Origin of the sequence: Chryseobacterium koreense CCUG 49689 (genome assembly GCF_001045435.1) — a bacterium.
Taxonomy (GTDB): domain Bacteria; phylum Bacteroidota; class Bacteroidia; order Flavobacteriales; family Weeksellaceae; genus Kaistella; species Kaistella koreensis.
The window spans coordinates 180,176-198,944 of record NZ_LFNG01000004.1 but is presented as its reverse complement, the minus strand read 5'-3'; the positions used below and the strand labels follow the sequence as shown (position 1 = coordinate 198,944).

At 38.5% G+C, this 18,769-nt stretch carries 18 protein-coding genes; 14 read left to right on the top strand and 4 right to left on the bottom strand.

Annotated features, from left to right (window positions below; genetic code table 11):
- Positions 1-31: 31 nt before the first annotated feature.
- The 9 genes from ACM44_RS03745 to ACM44_RS03705 all read left to right on the top strand — a co-directional run bounded on the left by ACM44_RS03745 (position 32) and on the right by ACM44_RS03705 (position 9,613).
- Positions 32-772: a hypothetical protein gene (locus ACM44_RS03745; RefSeq protein WP_048498763.1), complete on the top strand. Its 741-nt coding sequence runs from the start codon at positions 32-34 to the stop codon at positions 770-772.
- A 5-nt stretch (positions 773-777) separates the two neighbouring features.
- The gene (locus ACM44_RS03740; protein WP_048498762.1) at positions 778-1,701 is read left to right on the top strand and encodes a glycosyltransferase family 2 protein; all 924 of its coding nucleotides are present in this window, start codon (positions 778-780) and stop codon (positions 1,699-1,701) included.
- Between the two features lie 18 nt (positions 1,702-1,719).
- Positions 1,720-2,520, top strand: coding sequence for a glycosyltransferase family 2 protein (locus tag ACM44_RS03735; protein ID WP_048498761.1), 801 nt, complete (start codon positions 1,720-1,722; stop codon positions 2,518-2,520).
- On the top strand, positions 2,517-3,482 hold the full coding sequence (locus tag ACM44_RS03730) for a glycosyltransferase family protein (RefSeq protein ID WP_048498760.1): 966 nt from the start codon (positions 2,517-2,519) through the stop codon (positions 3,480-3,482). Before ACM44_RS03735 ends, ACM44_RS03730 begins: the two co-directional genes overlap by 4 nt.
- 10 nt (positions 3,483-3,492) lie before the next feature.
- Complete coding sequence (locus ACM44_RS03725) at positions 3,493-4,314, top strand: FkbM family methyltransferase (RefSeq protein ID WP_048498759.1); 822 nt, start codon at positions 3,493-3,495, stop codon at positions 4,312-4,314.
- A gap of 253 nt (positions 4,315-4,567) precedes the next feature.
- Entirely contained in the window at positions 4,568-5,878 is a 1,311-nt protein-coding gene (locus ACM44_RS03720; RefSeq protein ID WP_048498758.1) for an ATP-binding protein, read from the top strand.
- An 11-nt stretch (positions 5,879-5,889) separates the two neighbouring features.
- Positions 5,890-7,689: an asparagine synthase (glutamine-hydrolyzing) gene (asnB, locus tag ACM44_RS03715; protein ID WP_048498757.1), complete on the top strand. Its 1,800-nt coding sequence runs from the start codon at positions 5,890-5,892 to the stop codon at positions 7,687-7,689.
- A 15-nt stretch (positions 7,690-7,704) separates the two neighbouring features.
- Positions 7,705-8,634, top strand: coding sequence for a glycosyltransferase family 2 protein (locus ACM44_RS03710; RefSeq protein ID WP_241477132.1), 930 nt, complete (start codon positions 7,705-7,707; stop codon positions 8,632-8,634).
- A 34-nt stretch (positions 8,635-8,668) separates the two neighbouring features.
- Positions 8,669-9,613, top strand: a complete 945-nt coding sequence (locus ACM44_RS03705) for a glycosyltransferase family 2 protein (RefSeq protein ID WP_048498755.1) — start codon at positions 8,669-8,671, stop codon at positions 9,611-9,613.
- Positions 9,614-9,620: 7 nt separating this feature from the next.
- On the opposite strand, the gene ACM44_RS03700 is transcribed toward ACM44_RS03705, so the two are convergent.
- From ACM44_RS03700 to ACM44_RS03685, 4 genes are read right to left on the bottom strand one after another with little or no spacing between them, the layout of a single operon-like run.
- Positions 9,621-10,940, bottom strand: coding sequence for a DUF6056 family protein (locus ACM44_RS03700; RefSeq protein ID WP_152669293.1), 1,320 nt, complete (start codon positions 10,938-10,940; stop codon positions 9,621-9,623).
- Complete coding sequence (locus ACM44_RS03695; RefSeq protein WP_048498753.1) at positions 10,930-11,886, bottom strand: glycosyltransferase family 2 protein; 957 nt, start codon at positions 11,884-11,886, stop codon at positions 10,930-10,932. Before ACM44_RS03695 ends, ACM44_RS03700 begins: the two co-directional genes overlap by 11 nt.
- A gap of 4 nt (positions 11,887-11,890) precedes the next feature.
- Entirely contained in the window at positions 11,891-12,664 is a 774-nt protein-coding gene (locus ACM44_RS03690) for a class I SAM-dependent methyltransferase (protein ID WP_048498811.1), read from the bottom strand.
- Between the two features lie 56 nt (positions 12,665-12,720).
- Complete coding sequence (locus ACM44_RS03685; protein ID WP_048498752.1) at positions 12,721-13,539, bottom strand: carbohydrate deacetylase; 819 nt, start codon at positions 13,537-13,539, stop codon at positions 12,721-12,723.
- Between the two features lie 176 nt (positions 13,540-13,715).
- Between ACM44_RS03685 and ACM44_RS03680 the strand changes: the two genes are divergently transcribed.
- The 5 genes from ACM44_RS03680 (at position 13,716) to ACM44_RS03660 (ending at position 18,763) form a co-directional block, all read left to right on the top strand.
- The gene (locus ACM44_RS03680) at positions 13,716-14,552 is read left to right on the top strand and encodes a glycosyltransferase family 2 protein (RefSeq protein ID WP_048498751.1); all 837 of its coding nucleotides are present in this window, start codon (positions 13,716-13,718) and stop codon (positions 14,550-14,552) included.
- Positions 14,553-14,555: 3 nt separating this feature from the next.
- Positions 14,556-15,629, top strand: coding sequence for an acyltransferase family protein (locus ACM44_RS03675; protein ID WP_048498750.1), 1,074 nt, complete (start codon positions 14,556-14,558; stop codon positions 15,627-15,629).
- On the top strand, positions 15,590-16,828 hold the full coding sequence (locus ACM44_RS03670; protein ID WP_048498749.1) for a glycosyltransferase: 1,239 nt from the start codon (positions 15,590-15,592) through the stop codon (positions 16,826-16,828). The genes ACM44_RS03675 and ACM44_RS03670 overlap by 40 nt, the downstream gene beginning before the upstream one ends.
- 10 nt (positions 16,829-16,838) lie before the next feature.
- The gene (locus tag ACM44_RS03665) at positions 16,839-17,405 is read left to right on the top strand and encodes an acyltransferase (protein WP_048498748.1); all 567 of its coding nucleotides are present in this window, start codon (positions 16,839-16,841) and stop codon (positions 17,403-17,405) included.
- A 260-nt stretch (positions 17,406-17,665) separates the two neighbouring features.
- The gene (locus ACM44_RS03660) at positions 17,666-18,763 is read left to right on the top strand and encodes a Fic family protein (protein WP_048498747.1); all 1,098 of its coding nucleotides are present in this window, start codon (positions 17,666-17,668) and stop codon (positions 18,761-18,763) included.
- Positions 18,764-18,769 lie beyond the last annotated feature (6 nt).

The following is an 18,769-nucleotide window of genomic DNA, read 5'->3' as shown; positions in this document are numbered from 1 at the left end:
AATAACACACCAATCCTAATCCACATTTTCGATGAAAAACCTTTTTTCCTATGCCACTAATCTGACTTTGAGAATCAAAGACATCCAGCGCCACCAAAAAAAAATAATGGATCTGCAATATGAAACCATCTGGGCAAATATTTACCATGATTCCATCAAAGGAAATCGTGAAATTAAATCGCTTCCCCTGAATATTGGTCGCTTTGCAGGAAGTTACGCATTTTTTTATGTGCTTTTTCGCATAATGACCGACAAAAGACCTAAGCGAATCTTAGAATTTGGATTGGGCGAATCTTCCAAATTCATTTCCACTTTCATTAAAAATGAGTGGCATGAGAATTTGCACACCATTGTGGAACACGACGAAAATTGGCGAAAAAACTTTGAAAAATCATTTGAGCTCTCCAAAGAAAGTCAAATCATGATTTTTCCTTTAACCACCAAAAATGTGAAAGGGTTTGATGTCCTTTCTTATCAAAATATTGAAAATACCGTTACAGGAAAATACGACCTTTATGTCATTGACGGTCCTTTTGGATGTGAGAGGTACTCGCGATATGATATTGTGGGTTTGTTGACAAATTTGCAAAAAGATGATGATTTCATTATTATTCTAGACGATTACGACAGAGCCGGCGAAAAAGACACCCTGAATGATATTGAAAATCTACTGAAACAAAAAGGAATCACTTCAGAAACCGGAATATATCGAGGAGAAAAATCTGTAGCAGTGGTGGTAAGCGAGCAAAATAAATACTTCACAACTTTGTAGAACCCATGCAGTCTAACTTAATTTCCATCATCATTCCCACCTATAATCGTACAGATTTGCTGCCCGAAACGTTGGACTCCGTGTTGAGCCAGACTTATGAAAACTGGGAATGCATCATTGTGGACGATGGAAGTTCAGACCACACCCCAAAAGTTGCACATCAATATTCGCAAAAAGATTCCCGATTCAAATTTCATCAAAGACCAACTGAACGGAAATCCGGCGGCAACGGCGCAAGAAATTTTGGCTTTCTGCAATCAACCGGAAATTATGTGAAATGGCTGGATAGTGACGACCTGATCGCGAAAGACCTTTTGCAAAAGGAAATACAATTGCTTTCCGAAGAAAATGCAGACCTCATTTTAAGCAGCTGGATTTATTTTGACTCCGCAAACACCCATTTCCCGGAGCGAAACCGTCTGGTAAAAGCAGCGCCACATAAAGGCATTGAGCTATTGAACAAAATGGGAGAACTGGGCGAGTTCAGTTTTCCGTCCTGTTATCTGGTAAAGCGGGATTTGGTGGCAATCGCAGGACTTTGGAATGAAAATTTGCGGGTCAATCAAGACGGCGAATTCTTTTTCAGGATCATCAGCAATTGCAATAATTTGCGGATTTTGGAGTATTGCGGTTCTCTTCACAGAAAAGACGGGGAAAATAAAATCAGCCAAAAAGCAGATCACAAAAGCATCAGCAACAGAATTAATTCTTGGAAGTTGATTGATGCCATGATTCAAATCCGAAAAAATCCGCAGGAACTGCAAACCTATATTTCGGGAACCAAAACCATCCTCTACAACGAGCAAAGAGATTCCGGAAACCTCGATGTAATTTTGGAAAACAGTGACTTTTTCAAAGAGCAAATAAGGAGTGAAAAAAGCCGAAAAATGAAGCTGAAATTGATGTTGCTGAAGCTGAAAAAATCTTGAACAAGAAAACGAAAACACATGATGAATCCACCGATAAGCATTTGCATCCTTTCCTGGAACAGTGGCAAAACACTGAAAAACACTTTGGCTTCTTATCAGAGGAATGGCATGTTGGATTTTTCAGATGATATCACGATTCTATTTCAAGAAGTTTCCGAAAAAGATCAATCCACTGCAAATCAATACCATGTGAAATTCATCGGTTTGAAGGAAAACATCGGGATTGGAAAAGGCATCACCAAACTCATTGAAAACGCCAAATATGAAACCGTCCTTTTTCTGGAACATGATTGGGAACTTATTGAAAACAAAGCAACTTTAAAGTCAAGGTTAAATTCCGGCATTGAACTTTTAGAAAACGGTTTCGACATCGTGCGATACAGAAGCAGAAAAAATCCCGGACATCCCATTCATTCACTTCGTCACAAAGGAAACGAACTCAACTATTATGATGATTGGCACAAAGCGAAATCGCCCCATTTGCTGGAATCGCTTTATTGGCTGGATCCTGCAGCGGAGTTTCCCGATAAAATCCAAAAACAGGGAGCATACTTCATCACCACCGCAAGATGGGCGAACTGGACAAACAATCCCTTCCTGCTGAAAAAAGAATTCTTTGCGAAAAATATCGCTAAAATTGCGACCTCATCTGAACATTTCGAAAGAGATATTGCGGAATGGTGGGTGAAACAGCCGTTCAAAATTGCGCAGGGAGAAGGTTTGTTCACGCATCACGATTTGGAAAAATATCCACAAATCTCTATCTTATCCAACATTAGCAAAAAAATAAAAACAGGGTTCAAAAAACTTTTCCCATGAAAATCCTCTTCCATGAAAACGAGCTGAATTACCGCGGAACCTCCATCGCGCTATATGATTATGCGGATTTCAACGAGAAAATTCTGGGAAACGAATCCGTGATTGCGTTCGATAAAAACTGCAAAACCAACCATCCTTTAGGAATTGAAAAATTCAGATCGCGCTTTGAAGTTTTCGGCTATGACGACTTTTCGGAAGTGGATTCGTTTATCCAAAAAAACAACGTGGAACTTTTGTATGCCATAAAGAATGGCGACCATGATGGAATCGTTTCCAAAGAATGTAAAACTGCGGTTCATGCGGTTTTCAAACATTTCGAACCGCATGGAGATGTTTACGCTTATGTTTCGGAATGGCTGGCTCTGGAAATGACCGGCGGAAAATATCCTTTCGTTCCGCACATGGTCAATTTTGAGCAGGATACTCACGAAGATTTAAGGAAAGAATTAAATATCCCGAAAAATGCGAAAGTTTTCGGATATTTCGGAGGGTCGCAAAGCTTTAACATTCAATTTGCGCAAAAAACGGTGGAGGAAATTGCCGGAAAATATCGGGAATATTTTTTCATCTTCATGGGAGTGGATTCGTTCATCAAGAAAAGATGGTGGAAATCTGATTTGAAAAATATTATTTTTCTGCCACCGAGCAACAGCATTTTATACAAATTAAAATTCATCAATACCTGCAATGCACTACTGCATGCGCGCGAACGGGGTGAAACTTTCGGAATCACCGTTGCGGAATTTGCCCTCAAAGGAAAACCCGTCATCACTTTTGCAGATTCGCCGGAAAAAGCACATTTGATGGAATTGGGAAATGACGCTTATTTGTACCATAATCAAAAAGAACTGAAACAGATTCTTCTGGAAGCCGACCTAACGCTTTTCGCTAAAAAATCTTACGAAAAGTTTCTGCCGGAGCCGGTGATGGAGAGGTTTAAAAACATATTTTTGAACCTATAGAATAATTGTCATGAATTTACTAAGATCAATAAAATCAATCCTCTTCCAGGAAGGCGTTAGCAGTTTTATAAAGAGGAAAAGAAACAAAACCTTTTTGGACAACCGAACTTTATTCACGATGAACTATGAAGGGCGTAAAGTAAAAATTTTCCTCAACAAAAAGTTTGGCTATGTTGACCAATATATTTTTGACCAGGGCATCTATGAAAAAGACATCATCCGTAAAATTCGTGAACACTTATCACCGGAGAAAACAATGCTAGACATTGGTGGAAACATTGGCCAACACAGTCTCTTACTCGCGCCTTACTGTAAAAAAATTTATGCATTTGAACCCATTCCAGCGATTTATTCAGAATTTAAGCAAAGTATTTCTGCAAATAGATATGAGAACATTGAGTTGCATAACACTGCGATCAGTGATGAAAACTCTGAAAAAACCATCTACTTCTCTTCAAAAAATGCAGGTTCAAGCTCATTTCTTTCAATTCTGGCTGAAAACCGTACTCCTATCAAAGTACATACAAGCAAAATAGCGGATATTATATCAAATGATGTAAAAGTCGATGTAGTAAAGATCGATGTTGAAGGATTCGAAGCAAAAGTAATTCTTGGAAACAGGGATTTCTTCGTTAAAAACAGGCCGATTATTTTCCTTGAATTTTGTCCGAGCAACATCGATACCGAAGGAACTTTTAAAGCCAAAGATCTGGTCAGTTTTTTTATTGAAAATCAATATGAAATAGAAAGTCAAAGACTCGACAAAATCCTTAGTTTTAAAAGACCAGAAGAAATCTATGAAACAGACAACTGGATTTGCATACCAAAATGAACATATATACAGTGCGGTATTAATTCAAAATAGATTTATCTGAAGAGCACAACCAGTTAAGAAAATCACCAAATCATCTTCACACCGCTCTGCAAATACCGATAAATATACATATCGTAACCACTATTACAATAACCATCATTACAAGAAAGCCAAAACAATGTGCGGAATCTCAGGAATCTTTGCATAAATTCATCATTTACTATATATTTGCATTAGCGTAACCACGGTTACAGTAACCATCAGTACAATAATGAAGTTTTACAACAGGGAAATAGAAATCGAACAACTGGATGCTATCAGAAAGCAATCACTGAAGCAGGCACAGATGACCTTCGTGGTTGGCAGACGTCGCGTAGGAAAAACCAGTCTCTTAAAAAAAGCAGTAGAACCACATTTGTATCTCTATTTTTTTGTCGGTCGCAAAAATGAAGCCCTCCTCTGCTCCGAGTTCACCGCAGAAATCGAACAGAAACTGAATGTAGAAATTTTTGGGCAGATCAATACATTTAGAGACCTTTTTGGAAATCTTTTGAACCTTTCAAAATCTAAACATTTTACGCTGATCATTGATGAATTTCAGGAGTTTTATTCGGTGAATTCTTCCGTTTACAGTGAAATGCAAAACTTGTGGGACAGCCATAAACAGGAAAGTAAAATGAACCTGATTCTATGTGGTTCAGTATATTCGATGATGTCGAAAATATTTGAAAACAGCAAGGAACCGCTGTTTGGAAGAGCAAACCACAGAATTACGGTGAAAAAGTTTGATACCGTAACATTGAAAAAAATTCTAGGTGATTACCATCCCCAATACACCGCCGAAGACCTTCTCACGCTTTATGTGATTACTGGGGGAACCGCAAAATACATCGAAATCCTGATGGAAGCCGGTGCCTTTACCTCTGAAAAAATATTGAATGAAGTACTGAAGGAAAATTCGCTATTTCTTGATGAAGGCAAAAATGTGCTGATTGAAGAATTCGGAAAAGATTACGGAAACTACTTTTCAATTCTTTCGCTCATTGCCTCTTCCAAAACTTCCCGACCTGAAATTGAATCGGTGATGGGAACAACAGTGGGCGGATTCCTAGAGCGTCTGGAAAAGGATTACGAATTGATTAACAGGGTTATTCCCTTCGATGCAAAACCAGGAAGCCGAAATATCAAATACAGAATCCGCGATCAGTTTCTGCATTTTTGGTTCCGGTTCATCTTCAAATATCAAAGTGCGGTTGAAATAGAAAATCTGGATTTCGTGCGGACTATTGTCGACCGCAATTATGCGACCTTTACTGGCGCGGTACTTGAACAGTACTTTCGGGATCAGCTACAGGAGACAAAGAAATTTTCAAGAATAGGAACCTATTGGGAAAAAAACAATCTGAATGAGATTGATATTGTAGCAGAAAATGCATTGGAAAAAACCATGCTGATTGCCGAAGTAAAAAGAAACCCCAAAAACATTAGTATTTCTGCGCTGGAAAAAAAAGCGGAAAAATTGATTAAGAAATTCCCTGATTACCATTTTGATTTTAAGGGTTATTCAATGAACGACATCTAAACACCAAAACCATGTGCGGAATTGCCGGAATCATATCGCCCAACGCCAAAAACCATTCTGGGCAAATCCAGAAAATGACCAACGCCCTCATTCATCGCGGTCCCGATTCCGGGCATCATGAATTTTTTGAAAACGCGGCACTCGGTCATCGAAGACTTTCCATTATCGACCACTCAGAAACCGGGAAACAGCCGATGTTTTCGAATACGGGAAATGAATGTATCGTTTTGAACGGCGAAATCTATGGTTTTCAGGATTTAAAGAAAAAATTTTCCGATTATCCGTATCGCGGCACTTCAGACACGGAACTCATTTTGGCAATGTATCAAAAATCCGGAACCAAATTGCTGAATGAACTTCCGGGAATGTTTGCTTTCGCAATCTGGGACGAGGAAAAACAGGAGCTTTTTTGCGCAAGAGATCGTTTTGGCGAAAAACCATTTTATTATGCAACCGGAAGAAACGGTGAATTTATTTTCGCATCGGAAATCAAGGCGATTTTAGCCTCCGGTTTGGTGGATCCGAAAATCAATCAGGAAGCGCTTTATCACTTTCTGCAATACGGCTATGTGAGTGCCTTTCAAAGCATTTACTCTAATATTTTCACGCTTCCTCCCGCACATTTTTTGATCTATTCCCAAGGTAAGGTTTCTGTGGAAAGATATTACGAAATCCCAAAAACCGACTTGAATATCTCGCTTTCCGAAGCCAAAGAAGAATTTACGACATTATTAAAAAAGGCCGTCCAAAAGCAATTAATCGCCGATGTGGAAGTGGGCAGTTTTTTGAGCGGCGGTTTGGATTCATCCACCATTGTGGCAATGGCGAACGAGTTTAAGGACAAACAGACCACCATCAGTTTCGGATATTCCGGGGAAGACAGCGAACTGAAATTTGCTGAGGAAATTGCCCGAAAATACAAAACCAACCATATCGAAATCTACGAAAACCGAGGAAATATCGCGAATGAGCTTCTAAAGATTTCCCCTTTTTTTGATGAGCCTTTTGCAGATATGAGCTTTATTCCGCAATTCAAAATTTGCGAAGCGGCGGCAAGACATCTAAAAGTGGTTTTGTCCGGCGATGCAGGTGACGAACTTTTTGGCGGATACAATTTCTATCAAGTTGAAAACCAATTAAGAAACCATTTCAGTTATCACAATGCTTTGGTGAAATTCGGCTTGAAGCAGTTTGGGAAATTTCGCAAAACGTCTTATTTGACTAAAGAAAATATTGCCCATAAAAACATCCTGGATTTCCATCAGCATCAAGTGAGAAACTACTTCAATAAATCGGAAATCCAATATTTGGGAATTGCTTCAGCATACCATCAAAATTACAGTTTCAAGGCAAATCCCGATTCGCTGAACGACATCATGCGAACCGATATAGAGAAATATGTTCCCGGGAATATGCTGGTGAAATCCGACCGAATGGCGATGGCCAATTCACTGGAAGTAAGAACTCCGTTTTTGGATAAAGATTTCGCAGAATTCTGCATCCAACTTCCGGAAAACCTCAAAATCAATACTGAAAACGACAAAATCATCCTTCGCGAAGCGATGGGGAAATACTGGACGGAAACCATTCGGAATCGCCAAAAACAGGGATTCGGCTCCTCCGTTGAAGATTGGTTCGAGGAAAAAAGCCTGATCGATTTGGCGGATGATTTGCTGCAAAACAAATCCTCGCCAATTTTTGATTTCATTAATTTTAAGGAGACGCAAAAGTTTCTGAACAAAGGCAAGCAGCATTGGAATTTGCTTCAATTGGCGATTTGGGCAGAAAACGCCAAACCGCAAAACCCTTAAACCTTAATGTAAATCGTGAACATCTCCGTAATCATCCCCGTTTACAACGCTGCTGCTTTTCTAGAAAAAGCAGTAAGTTCCGCTTTGCAGTTTGCAGAAGTAAAGGAAATCCTTTTGATTGAAGACCAATCCACTGACGACTCGTTGGAAATTGGCAGAAATTTGGAGGAGAAGTTTGAAAAGGTCAAGCTCTTCCAACATCCGGATAAAGGAAATCACGGAGCGGGAGCATCAAGAAATTTAGGGATAGAAAAAGCCTCCCAAGAATTCATCGCATTTCTGGATGCCGATGACTACTATCTTCCGAATCGTTTTGCTGAGGACAAGAAGCTATTTAAAGAGGAAAGAATTGAAGGGGTTTTCAATGCAATAGGAACAGAATTTCTGACTGAAAAAGGAAAAGATGAGTTTCGGGCAAAATTCAAAAACACCGAACTGACTACCGTGAAAAAGCCCGCAGAAGGAAAAGATATTTTTTATGGATTACTCGGAATGAACAACGATTTCGGGACTTTTTTTCATTTGGATGGTTTGACGGTCAGGACGGAATGCATCAGAAAAAACAATTTAAGATTCAATGAAAATCTGCGTGTTCATCAGGATTCAGACTTTATCATTAAGCTTTCATACCACTGCCATCTGAAATCGGGAAATATTTCGGAAGCAGTAGCAATTCGCGGCGTTCACGATGACAACCGGATCACGAAAATCCAACTTTATTCTGAACAATACAATCAGCGGCAATCACTGTTGTGGAACTCAGTTTACGAATGGTCAAAAGGGCAGGACATCAGAAAAGAATATCTGGACCATCTTTCATTGAAGAAAAAGTCTTTTGAATTATCCTTGAAAAAAGGACTGCCGAAAATTCTTGGTATTATTTTGACCGTAATAAGAAATCCGAAATTTTTAAAAACAAGATACCGTTTCACCTACTGCAAATAGTTTTTCAGCCAAATACTACAATTACAAAACACCAATGAAAATCTCCGTGATCATCCCCGTTTACAATGCCGAAAAATACGTGGCTCAAGCTGTGGAATCTGCTTTGCAGTTCCAGGAGGTTTCGGAAGTGATTTTGGTGGAAGACCAATCTCCGGACAACGCTTTGGAAGTATGCGAAAAACTGGTTGAGCAATTTGAACGAGTGAAGCTGTTTCAGCATCCCGACAAGGGAAATCACGGTGCGGGAGAAAGCCGGAATGTTGGAATGCGAAATGCGACCGGAGATTTCATCGCTTTTCTGGATGCAGACGATTTTTATCTTCCCAACCGTTTTGATGCTGAAAAAACAGTATTTCAAAATCCGCATGCAGATGGCGTTTATGGCGCAATTGGCGTTCATTATTGGTCAGAAAAGGCGAAAGAACAGTTTTACCACATTTACCAAGAAAAACTCGCCACAGTTTATGAAACCCATCCTCCGGAAGATGTTTTCCCCGGTTTGATCGGTATGAGAGGAAGTTTCGGGTTGTTCAGCATTGATGCATTAACCATTAGAAAATCGGCATTAGAAAAAATGGACTTGCTGATGAAAACCGATTTAAAACTTCATCAGGATACCGATTTTTTGATGAGATTGGCATTTTATACCAATCTTTATCCCGGAATTTTGGATCAGCCGGTAGCAGTTCGCGGGGTGCATGAAAGCAACAGAATTTCACAGCTGGATTCAGGGAAAGTGAAACCGGCAAAAACAAGGGTATTGCTTTGGAAGCACCTGAAAAATTGGGCAGAAAAAGAACCTAAAATGCCGAAAGAAGAATTGCTGCACATCACCAGAATCCATCGCAGTTTTGAAATCGCGCACTCCCCTTTCTTCAAAAAATGGGGAATGATTCTGAAGTATCTGGTTTTGGATTTTAAGAGTATGCGGAGCGGATTATACAATATCAACTTCAGAAAAACTTTATTCCAAAGATGAGTCGGAACTATTTGATAGAGATCGTTTTCAGCCGGTAATGCCTTTTCAAATTCCTTTCCACCGAAGTATCTTTCGCCGGATTGCAATCAATATAATTTTCTCCTGTTTCCAACAACACTTTTCTATCTAGGTATTTTGAAAACCGATAATTGAATCCGGATTCTAGCACCACATCGGGCGACTTTTTCCTTTGAAACTCAATCTGCGAAGTGACCATTTCATAATTTCTATAAGCATGAAAGGAAACCACAGCCGCGAAAAAAAAGAACATCAGCAAAAAAATATTCAACACGAAATGAAAAATTTTGGTTTTAAGAAAAACTATTATTTGTGAAAAAAAGATAAAAATTGAGGTGATAAAACAAATGTTGCTAAAAAAAAGGACGCGGGTTCCGAAAAGTGGCGAATACGCATCAACAAACAAACCAAATATCCCTGCAACGGAGAACAAAACGATTCTATGAAGTTCCTTTTTTTCTATTTTTTTTCTAAAATAAAAAACCAAAAAAGGGAACAAAACCAGAAGGGAAGCCAATTCGAAATTATAGTAATAATACATTTTGAAAAGCATCTTCCAGTTTTCAAGATATTGCGCAGCATTAAGACTGTAGGGTTCTTCTCCCACAAAATGATATCTCACCGAATTGGCAGGTGCAAAAAACAACAGCAGATAACCAAACAGAACTGCAATTGATAAAATGAGCAATTTCTTGTTTGGCAATTTTCGCAACTTCACATAATTCACGACGGAAAATAAAACAAAAGCTGCTAACACAAGAGGAATCGTGTGCTCGTTTCCAAGTCCGGTAAAAATCCCGATCAAGATCAAGAACCAAATCGCCAATTCCTTTTCATCTAACCAAGCTTTTTGGTAAACAAATTCGTCGATAATCAAAAAAAGATAGCCAAACGAAAAAATGTGGGTGAATGTGTAATTTCCACTGTAGGGAACATAAAAAAACATTTCCCCGAAATAGTTGATCAGGAAAACAAATCCTGCGATCAGCCCCAAAAAATTTCTGATAGGTGTTTTTTGAAACTCGATACTTCTTCTGAAAACCACCCTATAGATCAACCAAAAAAACGAAGTAAAAAGCATAACCGCAAAAATGGGCTGCAACCATCTGTTTCGCCCGACCAGATTTGAAAAAAACTGTCCAATTCTGGGGTTCGTCTCTAAATAGGAATGGTAATATTCCACAAAAGGATTGGTATAACCTCCCAGATAATAGAACTGGTCGCGAAGAACCGGATAAAAAAAACCGCAAAAAAGAACACAGCAAAAAACCATGCACAAGGTAAAAACATCAAAAAAACTAATTTTCATTTTTGATGATTTCATTATAGTAAAGTGGCCGATTCTTCACCTCAATGTGGATTCTGCCAATGTATTCACCAATCACGCCCAGAAAAATAATCGTAATGGAGCTGAAAAAGGTAGTGATCGAAAGCAAAGTCAAAAATCCCGTTTTGTCTTCGCCATACCAATAACTTCGATAAATGGAATAGAATAATACTCCGAACGAAAACAAACATCCCAAAACACCAACACCAAATGCGACACGCAATGGTTTCACCGAAAACTGTATCACACTGTCAATAGCCAACTTATACAGTTTCAGAAAATTGTATTTGGTGGTTCCCGCATATCTCTTCGGCGCAGCAAACTCAATGATCTGCGCATCTTGCATACCAACCAAAGAGAGCATTCCGCGAAACATCCTGTCTGTTTCATTCAGTCTATTAATCCAAAGAACGTATTTCTTATCGAGCAACCTGAAATCCGGCATATTCCGCGGGATTTTCAGATCAGAAAACGAGTTCAGAATCCAGTAATAAATATTGCCTAGTATTTTGTATTTCCACCCTTTACCTTGGTTATCAATTCTTTTTGTGAGCACCAGTTTTCGGCCATTTAGCCATAGATTGATCATTTTGAAGACCAATTCCGGTGGATGCTGCAAATCGGCATCCATGAAAACGACCGCAAATTCATCCGATTTATTTTTGATTTCCTCAGCGACATAATTCAAACCTGCGGTCATCGCGATTTCGTGTCCGAAATTTTTGGATTGATTGACGATGGTGATATTCGGAATCGTTTTTTGCGATTCCAATAAAACGGACAAAGTCAAATCTTTGGAACCGTCATTCACAAAGACCATTTCATAGAGGAAATCCTTACCGTCGAGATTTTCCTTCAGCGCATCAATCAAAGGCAGAATATTTTCCTGCTCATTATAGGCGGAAATAATGATAAAAACTTTTTTCATATCATTAGTTTTTTAAAAAAATCCCGACAAATTTTCCTTCAAAATCCACCACGGTAGGTTCAATACCATTCTTTTCACAGAAATCCTGGAACGCCGAATTGTCGTTAATATCATCGCTGATAAAAACGCCGCCCGCTCTCAATCTCGGATAAAGTTGTGAATATGCCCAACTCATTCCCTCATAAGCTTTATCGGAATCATAATGAACCACATCAAACTCATGAGCTTCACCGAAGATTTTAGGTAAGGATTCCTTATCTGCATGCCGAAAAAGTTTCCAGTTGGATTTCAATTTTTCCGGAACCACGCAGCCAACATATTGGTCACCGTTTTGATCCAAATAGGGCATATCCGAACTGTAAAGCGTTCCGTTTCTTTTAGCCAGAGAAAGCAATGCCGCAAAAGAAGACCACCCGTAAGCAACTCCGGTTTCCACCACATTTTTCGCATGGGTAAATTCACATGCCGAATAAATCAGTTCCAACGCTCCCGCTCCACCCATTTTTATCGGGCAGGATTTTTCCTTTTGCTGAGCGGCTTTTAATTCTTCCGGGAAAAGTTCAGAGAACGGCTTCATTTCGAAACCAAAAAGAATCTTTAATGCCTCTTCTGGCGAAATCGCTTTTGCCGATGCCCAAAGAAAAGTTTTTTCTTTCCCCCGGAATGCGGCATTCCTGCTGAAGATATTTTTGATGATTTTTCTTCCCAGTTCAGGGTAAAGGCGCGGCCTTTTCAGATACCCGAAAAAGGTTTTTGAAATACGTAAAATTTCATTCACTGTGTTTTGCTTTGAACAAAAATAGAAAAAGTCTGCCGATTTATAGCAATTGTTTATCAAAGCCTTTCAAAAGCCTCAAATTCTTTATCAAAACAGAGTTCTAATTCCGTAGTTCGCGAAATATCTTTAAAAAAGGAAACGAATCTTGGATCTAGTTTTTGCAAATATTCGTCGCTGTCTAAACCATTGATACTCGGGTGCAGCATGATTTCCACGGTGTCGTAACTTTTGCTTTCCCTTAAGAATCTGAACAAATTTCCTGAACGGATATCACAGGTATTTAACATGCAATAAAAACCAATCTTTTTTTCATTCTTATTAAAAAGTGAAAGCGTTTTCAGCAGAATCAGTTTAATGATGTTCGCCAAATTAGTGGTGGAACCATTGAATTTCAAACTTTCAAAAAAATTTTCATTGATTTCCCTAATTCTTGGGATCTTATGTTTTTTGGCAAGTTTTCGTACGATTTTGTTGATCGAAGGAATTATGTGAATATGTTCGTGGCCGTCAATATGGGAGATTTCAATGCCGTTTTCCTTTATTTTCAAAATCTGGTTTTCAATTTCATTTTCTAAAGATTCCAGCACCTTTGACGTTTTCCTCAATAAAAGCAGTTTCACAAAAGTCCAGTCAAGTAGGCCATTTTTTCCGAGCACATTTTTTTCATACAAAGCTTTTCCACAAGTTAAAGTAACATGGACACCAATCCTTAGATCCTTCAAATTCGGGATTAATTGGATGGCATCTTGAAAATATTCCGTATTGGCCATCAAACTCGCGTGAGTAAGGTAACCTTCTGTATTTGCCTTTAAAATCGCCTGATTTACTCCCACCGAAAATCCAAGGTCGTCTGCATTAATGATTATTTTTTTCATCTTTTTTCGGAAATTGAGAAAATTAGCGATTGTTTAGCCCGTATTTACCGTGCCCAAAATTACTAATTTTCAGACTGTTTTTAAAAAAGCAGTTATATTTGTGAGCTATTATGGTTCAAAGTGCCATTTGAATGTGAATGCAGCATTTGCGATTGTTATTTTGTGATAAAATTTGAATGAAATTTTCCATCCTCATCGCCAATTACAATAACGGGAAGTATTTTCAAGAATGCTACCAAAGCCTTCTTTCACAAACCTACCAGAATTGGGAAGCGGTCATCTTGGACGACTGCTCAACAGATAATTCGGTTGAAATCCTGAAGGATATTTTTAAGGATGATGCCCGTTTTCGATTTTATCAAAATAAAAAAAACGAAGGCGTTGGGTTTACCAAAGGAAAGCTGATTGAGCTCGCCCAAGGTGAAATTTGTGGTTTCGTGGATCCCGATGACGCAATACTTCCAGCTGCTATAAAAAAAGCGGTCAATATTTTCGAAAAAGAAAAAGAAGTGGTGCTCACGTATTCCAGATTCATCAAATGCGATGAAAATTTGAAGCCAGTTTCTCAAAATAAATCCGCAAAACAGGTTTTAAACGGCAATCGGTATTTTTTCAATTGTCCCATCGTCATCAATCATTTCGTCTGTTTCCGCAGAAAAACTTATTTCGAAACCGAAAAAATAAATCCCAAACTGAAGATTTCGGAAGATCAGGATCTTTACTTAAAGTTATATGAACAGGGAAAAGTAAGATTCATTGACGACGCCAATTATCTATACCGATTTCATTCTGGCGGAATTTCACAAAACGAAAACAAGCAGAAATCCCGCGAATTTTGGGGCAAAGTCATTTTCAATGCGATGAAGAGAAGAAATCTTAAAGCCATTAATGGAAAAAAAATCCCCGAAACATACACCGATGCCCGGGAAATTTTTGAACTCCTGGATTACCAGAATTCCATTCAATATAGGCTTAAAAAGAAAATCAAAGTTTTTTTCCAAAACCTTCTCTAACTGATGTCGCAGAGCACAAAGAAATTCTTTCCGGCACTTACTGGCTTTCGTGCAATCGCGGCATGGATGATATTTGTGCTGCATTTTTTTCCGTTCAACAATCCGTTTTTTCCAGATTTCATCAAGAAATTCATCCAAGAATGGCATATTGGTGTTGATATGTTTTTTGTACTGAGCGGATTTTTGATTACTTACCGATATTTCGGACAGAAACAAATGAATCGCGTAGAGATCAAGAACTATTTCGTGAATAGATTTTCCAGGATATATCCCATGTATTTTCTGATTACTTTGGGCGTTTTTGTAGATTTCATCATTAGAAATCAATATTGGGACCGGGAAAAAACCATAGAAGCCATCCTCAGTTTCACCATGACCAAGGCCATTTTTGCCAAATATTTTTTCGCTGCGGGAATTTCGCAGGGTTGGACTTTGACGTTGGAGGAGATGTTTTACTTTACCGCGCCGCTTTATTTTGTGCTCATCAAAAAAAACAAATTCTGGTTGGTCGCAATACCGGTGTTCCTTTTTTTATTCGGCGTTTTTCTCCGAAATATCAGTGCAGTTCCTGAAAACTCATGGGGATTTATGCAAAAGAATTTTTCCTATTATATTTTCGAGTTTTTCGCGGGAATGTTTCTTGCACTGGTTTTCACCAGGAATCGATTCAATTTAAAAAGCAGCGGTTTGTTCACTTATTTCGGGATTTTTTCGATCGCAGTATATCTGTTGCTCAATCCTTTTGGGTACAGCAGTCCAGATTTTATCCGCGCGTCGCAAACCATTTTACTGGCAAGTTTTGGCATTCTGCCGCTTTTTTGGGGCCTTCTGCATGAAGATACCTTGGTGAGCAAATTTCTGTCAACAAACCTCATGGTTCTGCTCGGCAAAAGTTCCTTCATCTTCTACCTCATTCACAAAGGATTTATCTCCATGTTTATTTACGAATTTGTTTTTCCTAATGTTTTGGCAATTTTTATTATCTTGAACATTATTTCGATACTGATGTTTAAATACCTGGAAGAACCCGCAAGACAATGGATAAGGAAAAAATACGCCGAAAAGGCCAAAAAATAAAGCTCCTTTTTCGCCACCGTTCCATGGAAATGGGAGGCGTGGAAAAAGTGATGCTAAGTCTGCTTCACAATCTGGATCGGGAAAAGTTTGAGATAACGGTTTTATTGAACCTCAATCAGGGCGAACTTCGGGATCAAATCCCGGAATATGTGAGGAAAGTTTTTTTGACCGATGGGAAAGAAGATTTTTCCAACAATCACTTTATCCAAAAACTTCAACTTTTTTTAAGGAGAATAAAACTCCGGAAATTCAGAAAAAATCCCGAAATCATCGACCAAGAAATCTTGAAGGAAAACTTCGACATCGAAATTGCGATGACTTATAATGATTTTGAATCGGTTTTAAACTCTACCAATAAAAACTCGAAAAAAGTCGGCTGGTTTCATTCCGAAATCCACCTGCCGAAATTGCAGCCACTGGTTCCAAAAATCCTGGAACATTTTCCCCAATTTGACTATATGGTATATTGTTCGACAAGAATAAAGGATTTGATGCATGAACATTATCCAAACCTGAATTATCCGCCAGAAAGCGTGATTATCAATGCGATTCCCATTGAGGAAATTAAGAGAAAAGCCGAATTCCCAGAATCCGAAGCGGGAACTTTTGGAGAAACTCCAAATTGGCGGGAAAGTGAAAATCCGAATTCCGAAAACAGGATTCCTCAGTTCATCTCCATCGGTCGTCTTCACAGCAGAAAAGGATACCACAAATTAATGAAAGCTCACGCCAAGTTATTGCAGGATGGGTTTGAGCATTCCGTCCTAATCATAGGTGATGGCGAGGAATTGCCCAATCTTTTGCAGCAGCAGAAAAAGTTGGGTGTGGAAAAAACCTTCGTCTTTGCCGGAAATAAAATGAATCCATATCCAGATTTGAAAAATGCCGATTTTTTCATCATGCCGTCCGAAAGTGAAGCGTGGCCTTTAGTGATTGCGGAAGCTTTGATTTTGCAGAAACCGATTATCGCAACAAAAGTGGGCGACGTGGAAACCATGATTGAAAACCAAAAAACAGGTTACCTCATCCATTATGATACCGATGAAATATACAGCGCCATGAAGGAATTTTTAACGAACAAAAAAATGGTTTCAGAAATAAAGCAAAATTTAGTCGAAATCGAAAAACAGTTTGATAACAGTAAGGTTTTTGCGGAAATCGAAAAAATATTCGTTAATTTAGTTCAGTCTAAAATCTAATTTTTTTCTAATGATCGTGCGCTTCTTCTACAGAATTATCTTAAAGATCAATACATTTTGCGAAAGCTTGGTGGGAAAAGCCTATATCGAAATCTGCAAAGCCAAAGGATTGAAGGTGGGAAAAGACGTCATTTTCGTGGAGGCCCCGAAATTTGGTTCGGAACCCTTCCTAATAGAAATTGGCGACCGCACCAAAATCACCGCAAACTGCACTTTCATTAACCATGATGGCGCAATGTACGTGATCCGTTCCATGGAAAAATACAGTGACGCACGTAATTTCGGAAGGATCAAGATCGGAAAAAACTGCTTTATAGGAAATAATTGCACGATTCTTCCCGGAATCGAAATGGGCGACAACTGTATTTTGGGCGCCGGTTCTGTATTAAGTTCATCAATGCCGCCAAATTCGGTTTTTGCGGGAGTTCCCGCCAAATTCATTTGCACCACCGAAGAATATGGCGATAAAGCACTGAAAAACAACGTGATGTATCCCAGAGAATTGGAGCCGAACCGCAAAAAACTTGAAGCATACATTCGGGAAAACCTTCCCCATTCTTACAAACCGATTAAATAATTTCTTGTTTTTGTGGCATCCAAAAAGAAAATGCTCATCAGAATCGGTTCCCTGCGTCATGGCGGTGCAGAGAAAGTATTGGTGACTTTTCCAAACGATATGCATTTTTCAAAATAGTCATGTTAAAAAAATACATATTTTTGCACACGTTTCGTTTTCGTGTTAAAAAAATCGTTTTTTATTAACATGATATTTTTTTTAAGCTTAATGGTTTAACACGTGTAAATTACTATTGAATAAAAAAAATAAAATACTTCAAAATGAATAATTCCTTTCAGCTCAAACCATTGCCTGCATATTTCGATTTCGACACGATTGCGATCCTGAAGCAGCTTGCAGTTTCTCATCGGCTTCTTGCCGAACTGAAAGGAATCTCGCAAACCATTCCCAATGAGAACATTCTGATTAATACACTTGCTTTGCAGGAAGCAAAGGACAGTAGTGCTATTGAAAATATCGTTACTACCCACGACGAACTTTATAAAGAAAATATCTCCATCCACAGCAGTGCTTCTTCTAAAGAAGTGTACCGATATGCGCAAGCGCTGAAATTCGGTTTCGGAATCATCAGAAAAGAGCAAATGTTAATTACGAAACACATTGTTGCCATTCAAAAAATATTGGAAAATAATGACGCTGGAATCAGAAAACAGGCCGGAACTGTTTTAAAAAACAATTTAGGAGAAGTCGTCTATTCTCCACCACAAGACAGCAGTGAGGTGCAAGCTCTTATGTCTAATCTTGAAAAATTCATCAACGATGACGGGATGATGCAAGTTGATCCGTTAGTAAAACTTGCCATTATCCACTATCAGTTTGAAAGTATTCATCCTTTTTACGACGGCAATGGCAGAACCGGAAGAATTATCAATATTCTGTATCTTGTCCTCCAAGATTTATTACATCTTCCGATATTATATCTGAGCCGCTACATCACACAAAATAAAAATAAATACTATGATGTTCTTCAAAATGTCAGAAACCAAAATGACTGGGAATCAATGGTTTTATATCTGTTAAAAGGTATTGAAGAAACTTCACGGGAAACGATAGAACTTATTAAGAACATAAAAAGCATCTTGCAACAATACAAAATCACCATAAGGAAAGAGTTGCCAAAAATTTACAGTCAAGACCTCATCAACAATCTCTTCAAAAATCCTTATACAAAAATTGAATTCTTGGTAAACGATTTACATATTTCGCGACAGACGGCTTCAAATTATTTAGATCAGATTACACAACTCGGTCTGCTTGAAAAAGTAAAATCTGGAAAATCAAATTATTATATTAATGTTGCGCTTTCGAACTTATTAATAGGTAAACCAAATATAAAACCCAACGATTTGATAGAATAACCGCTC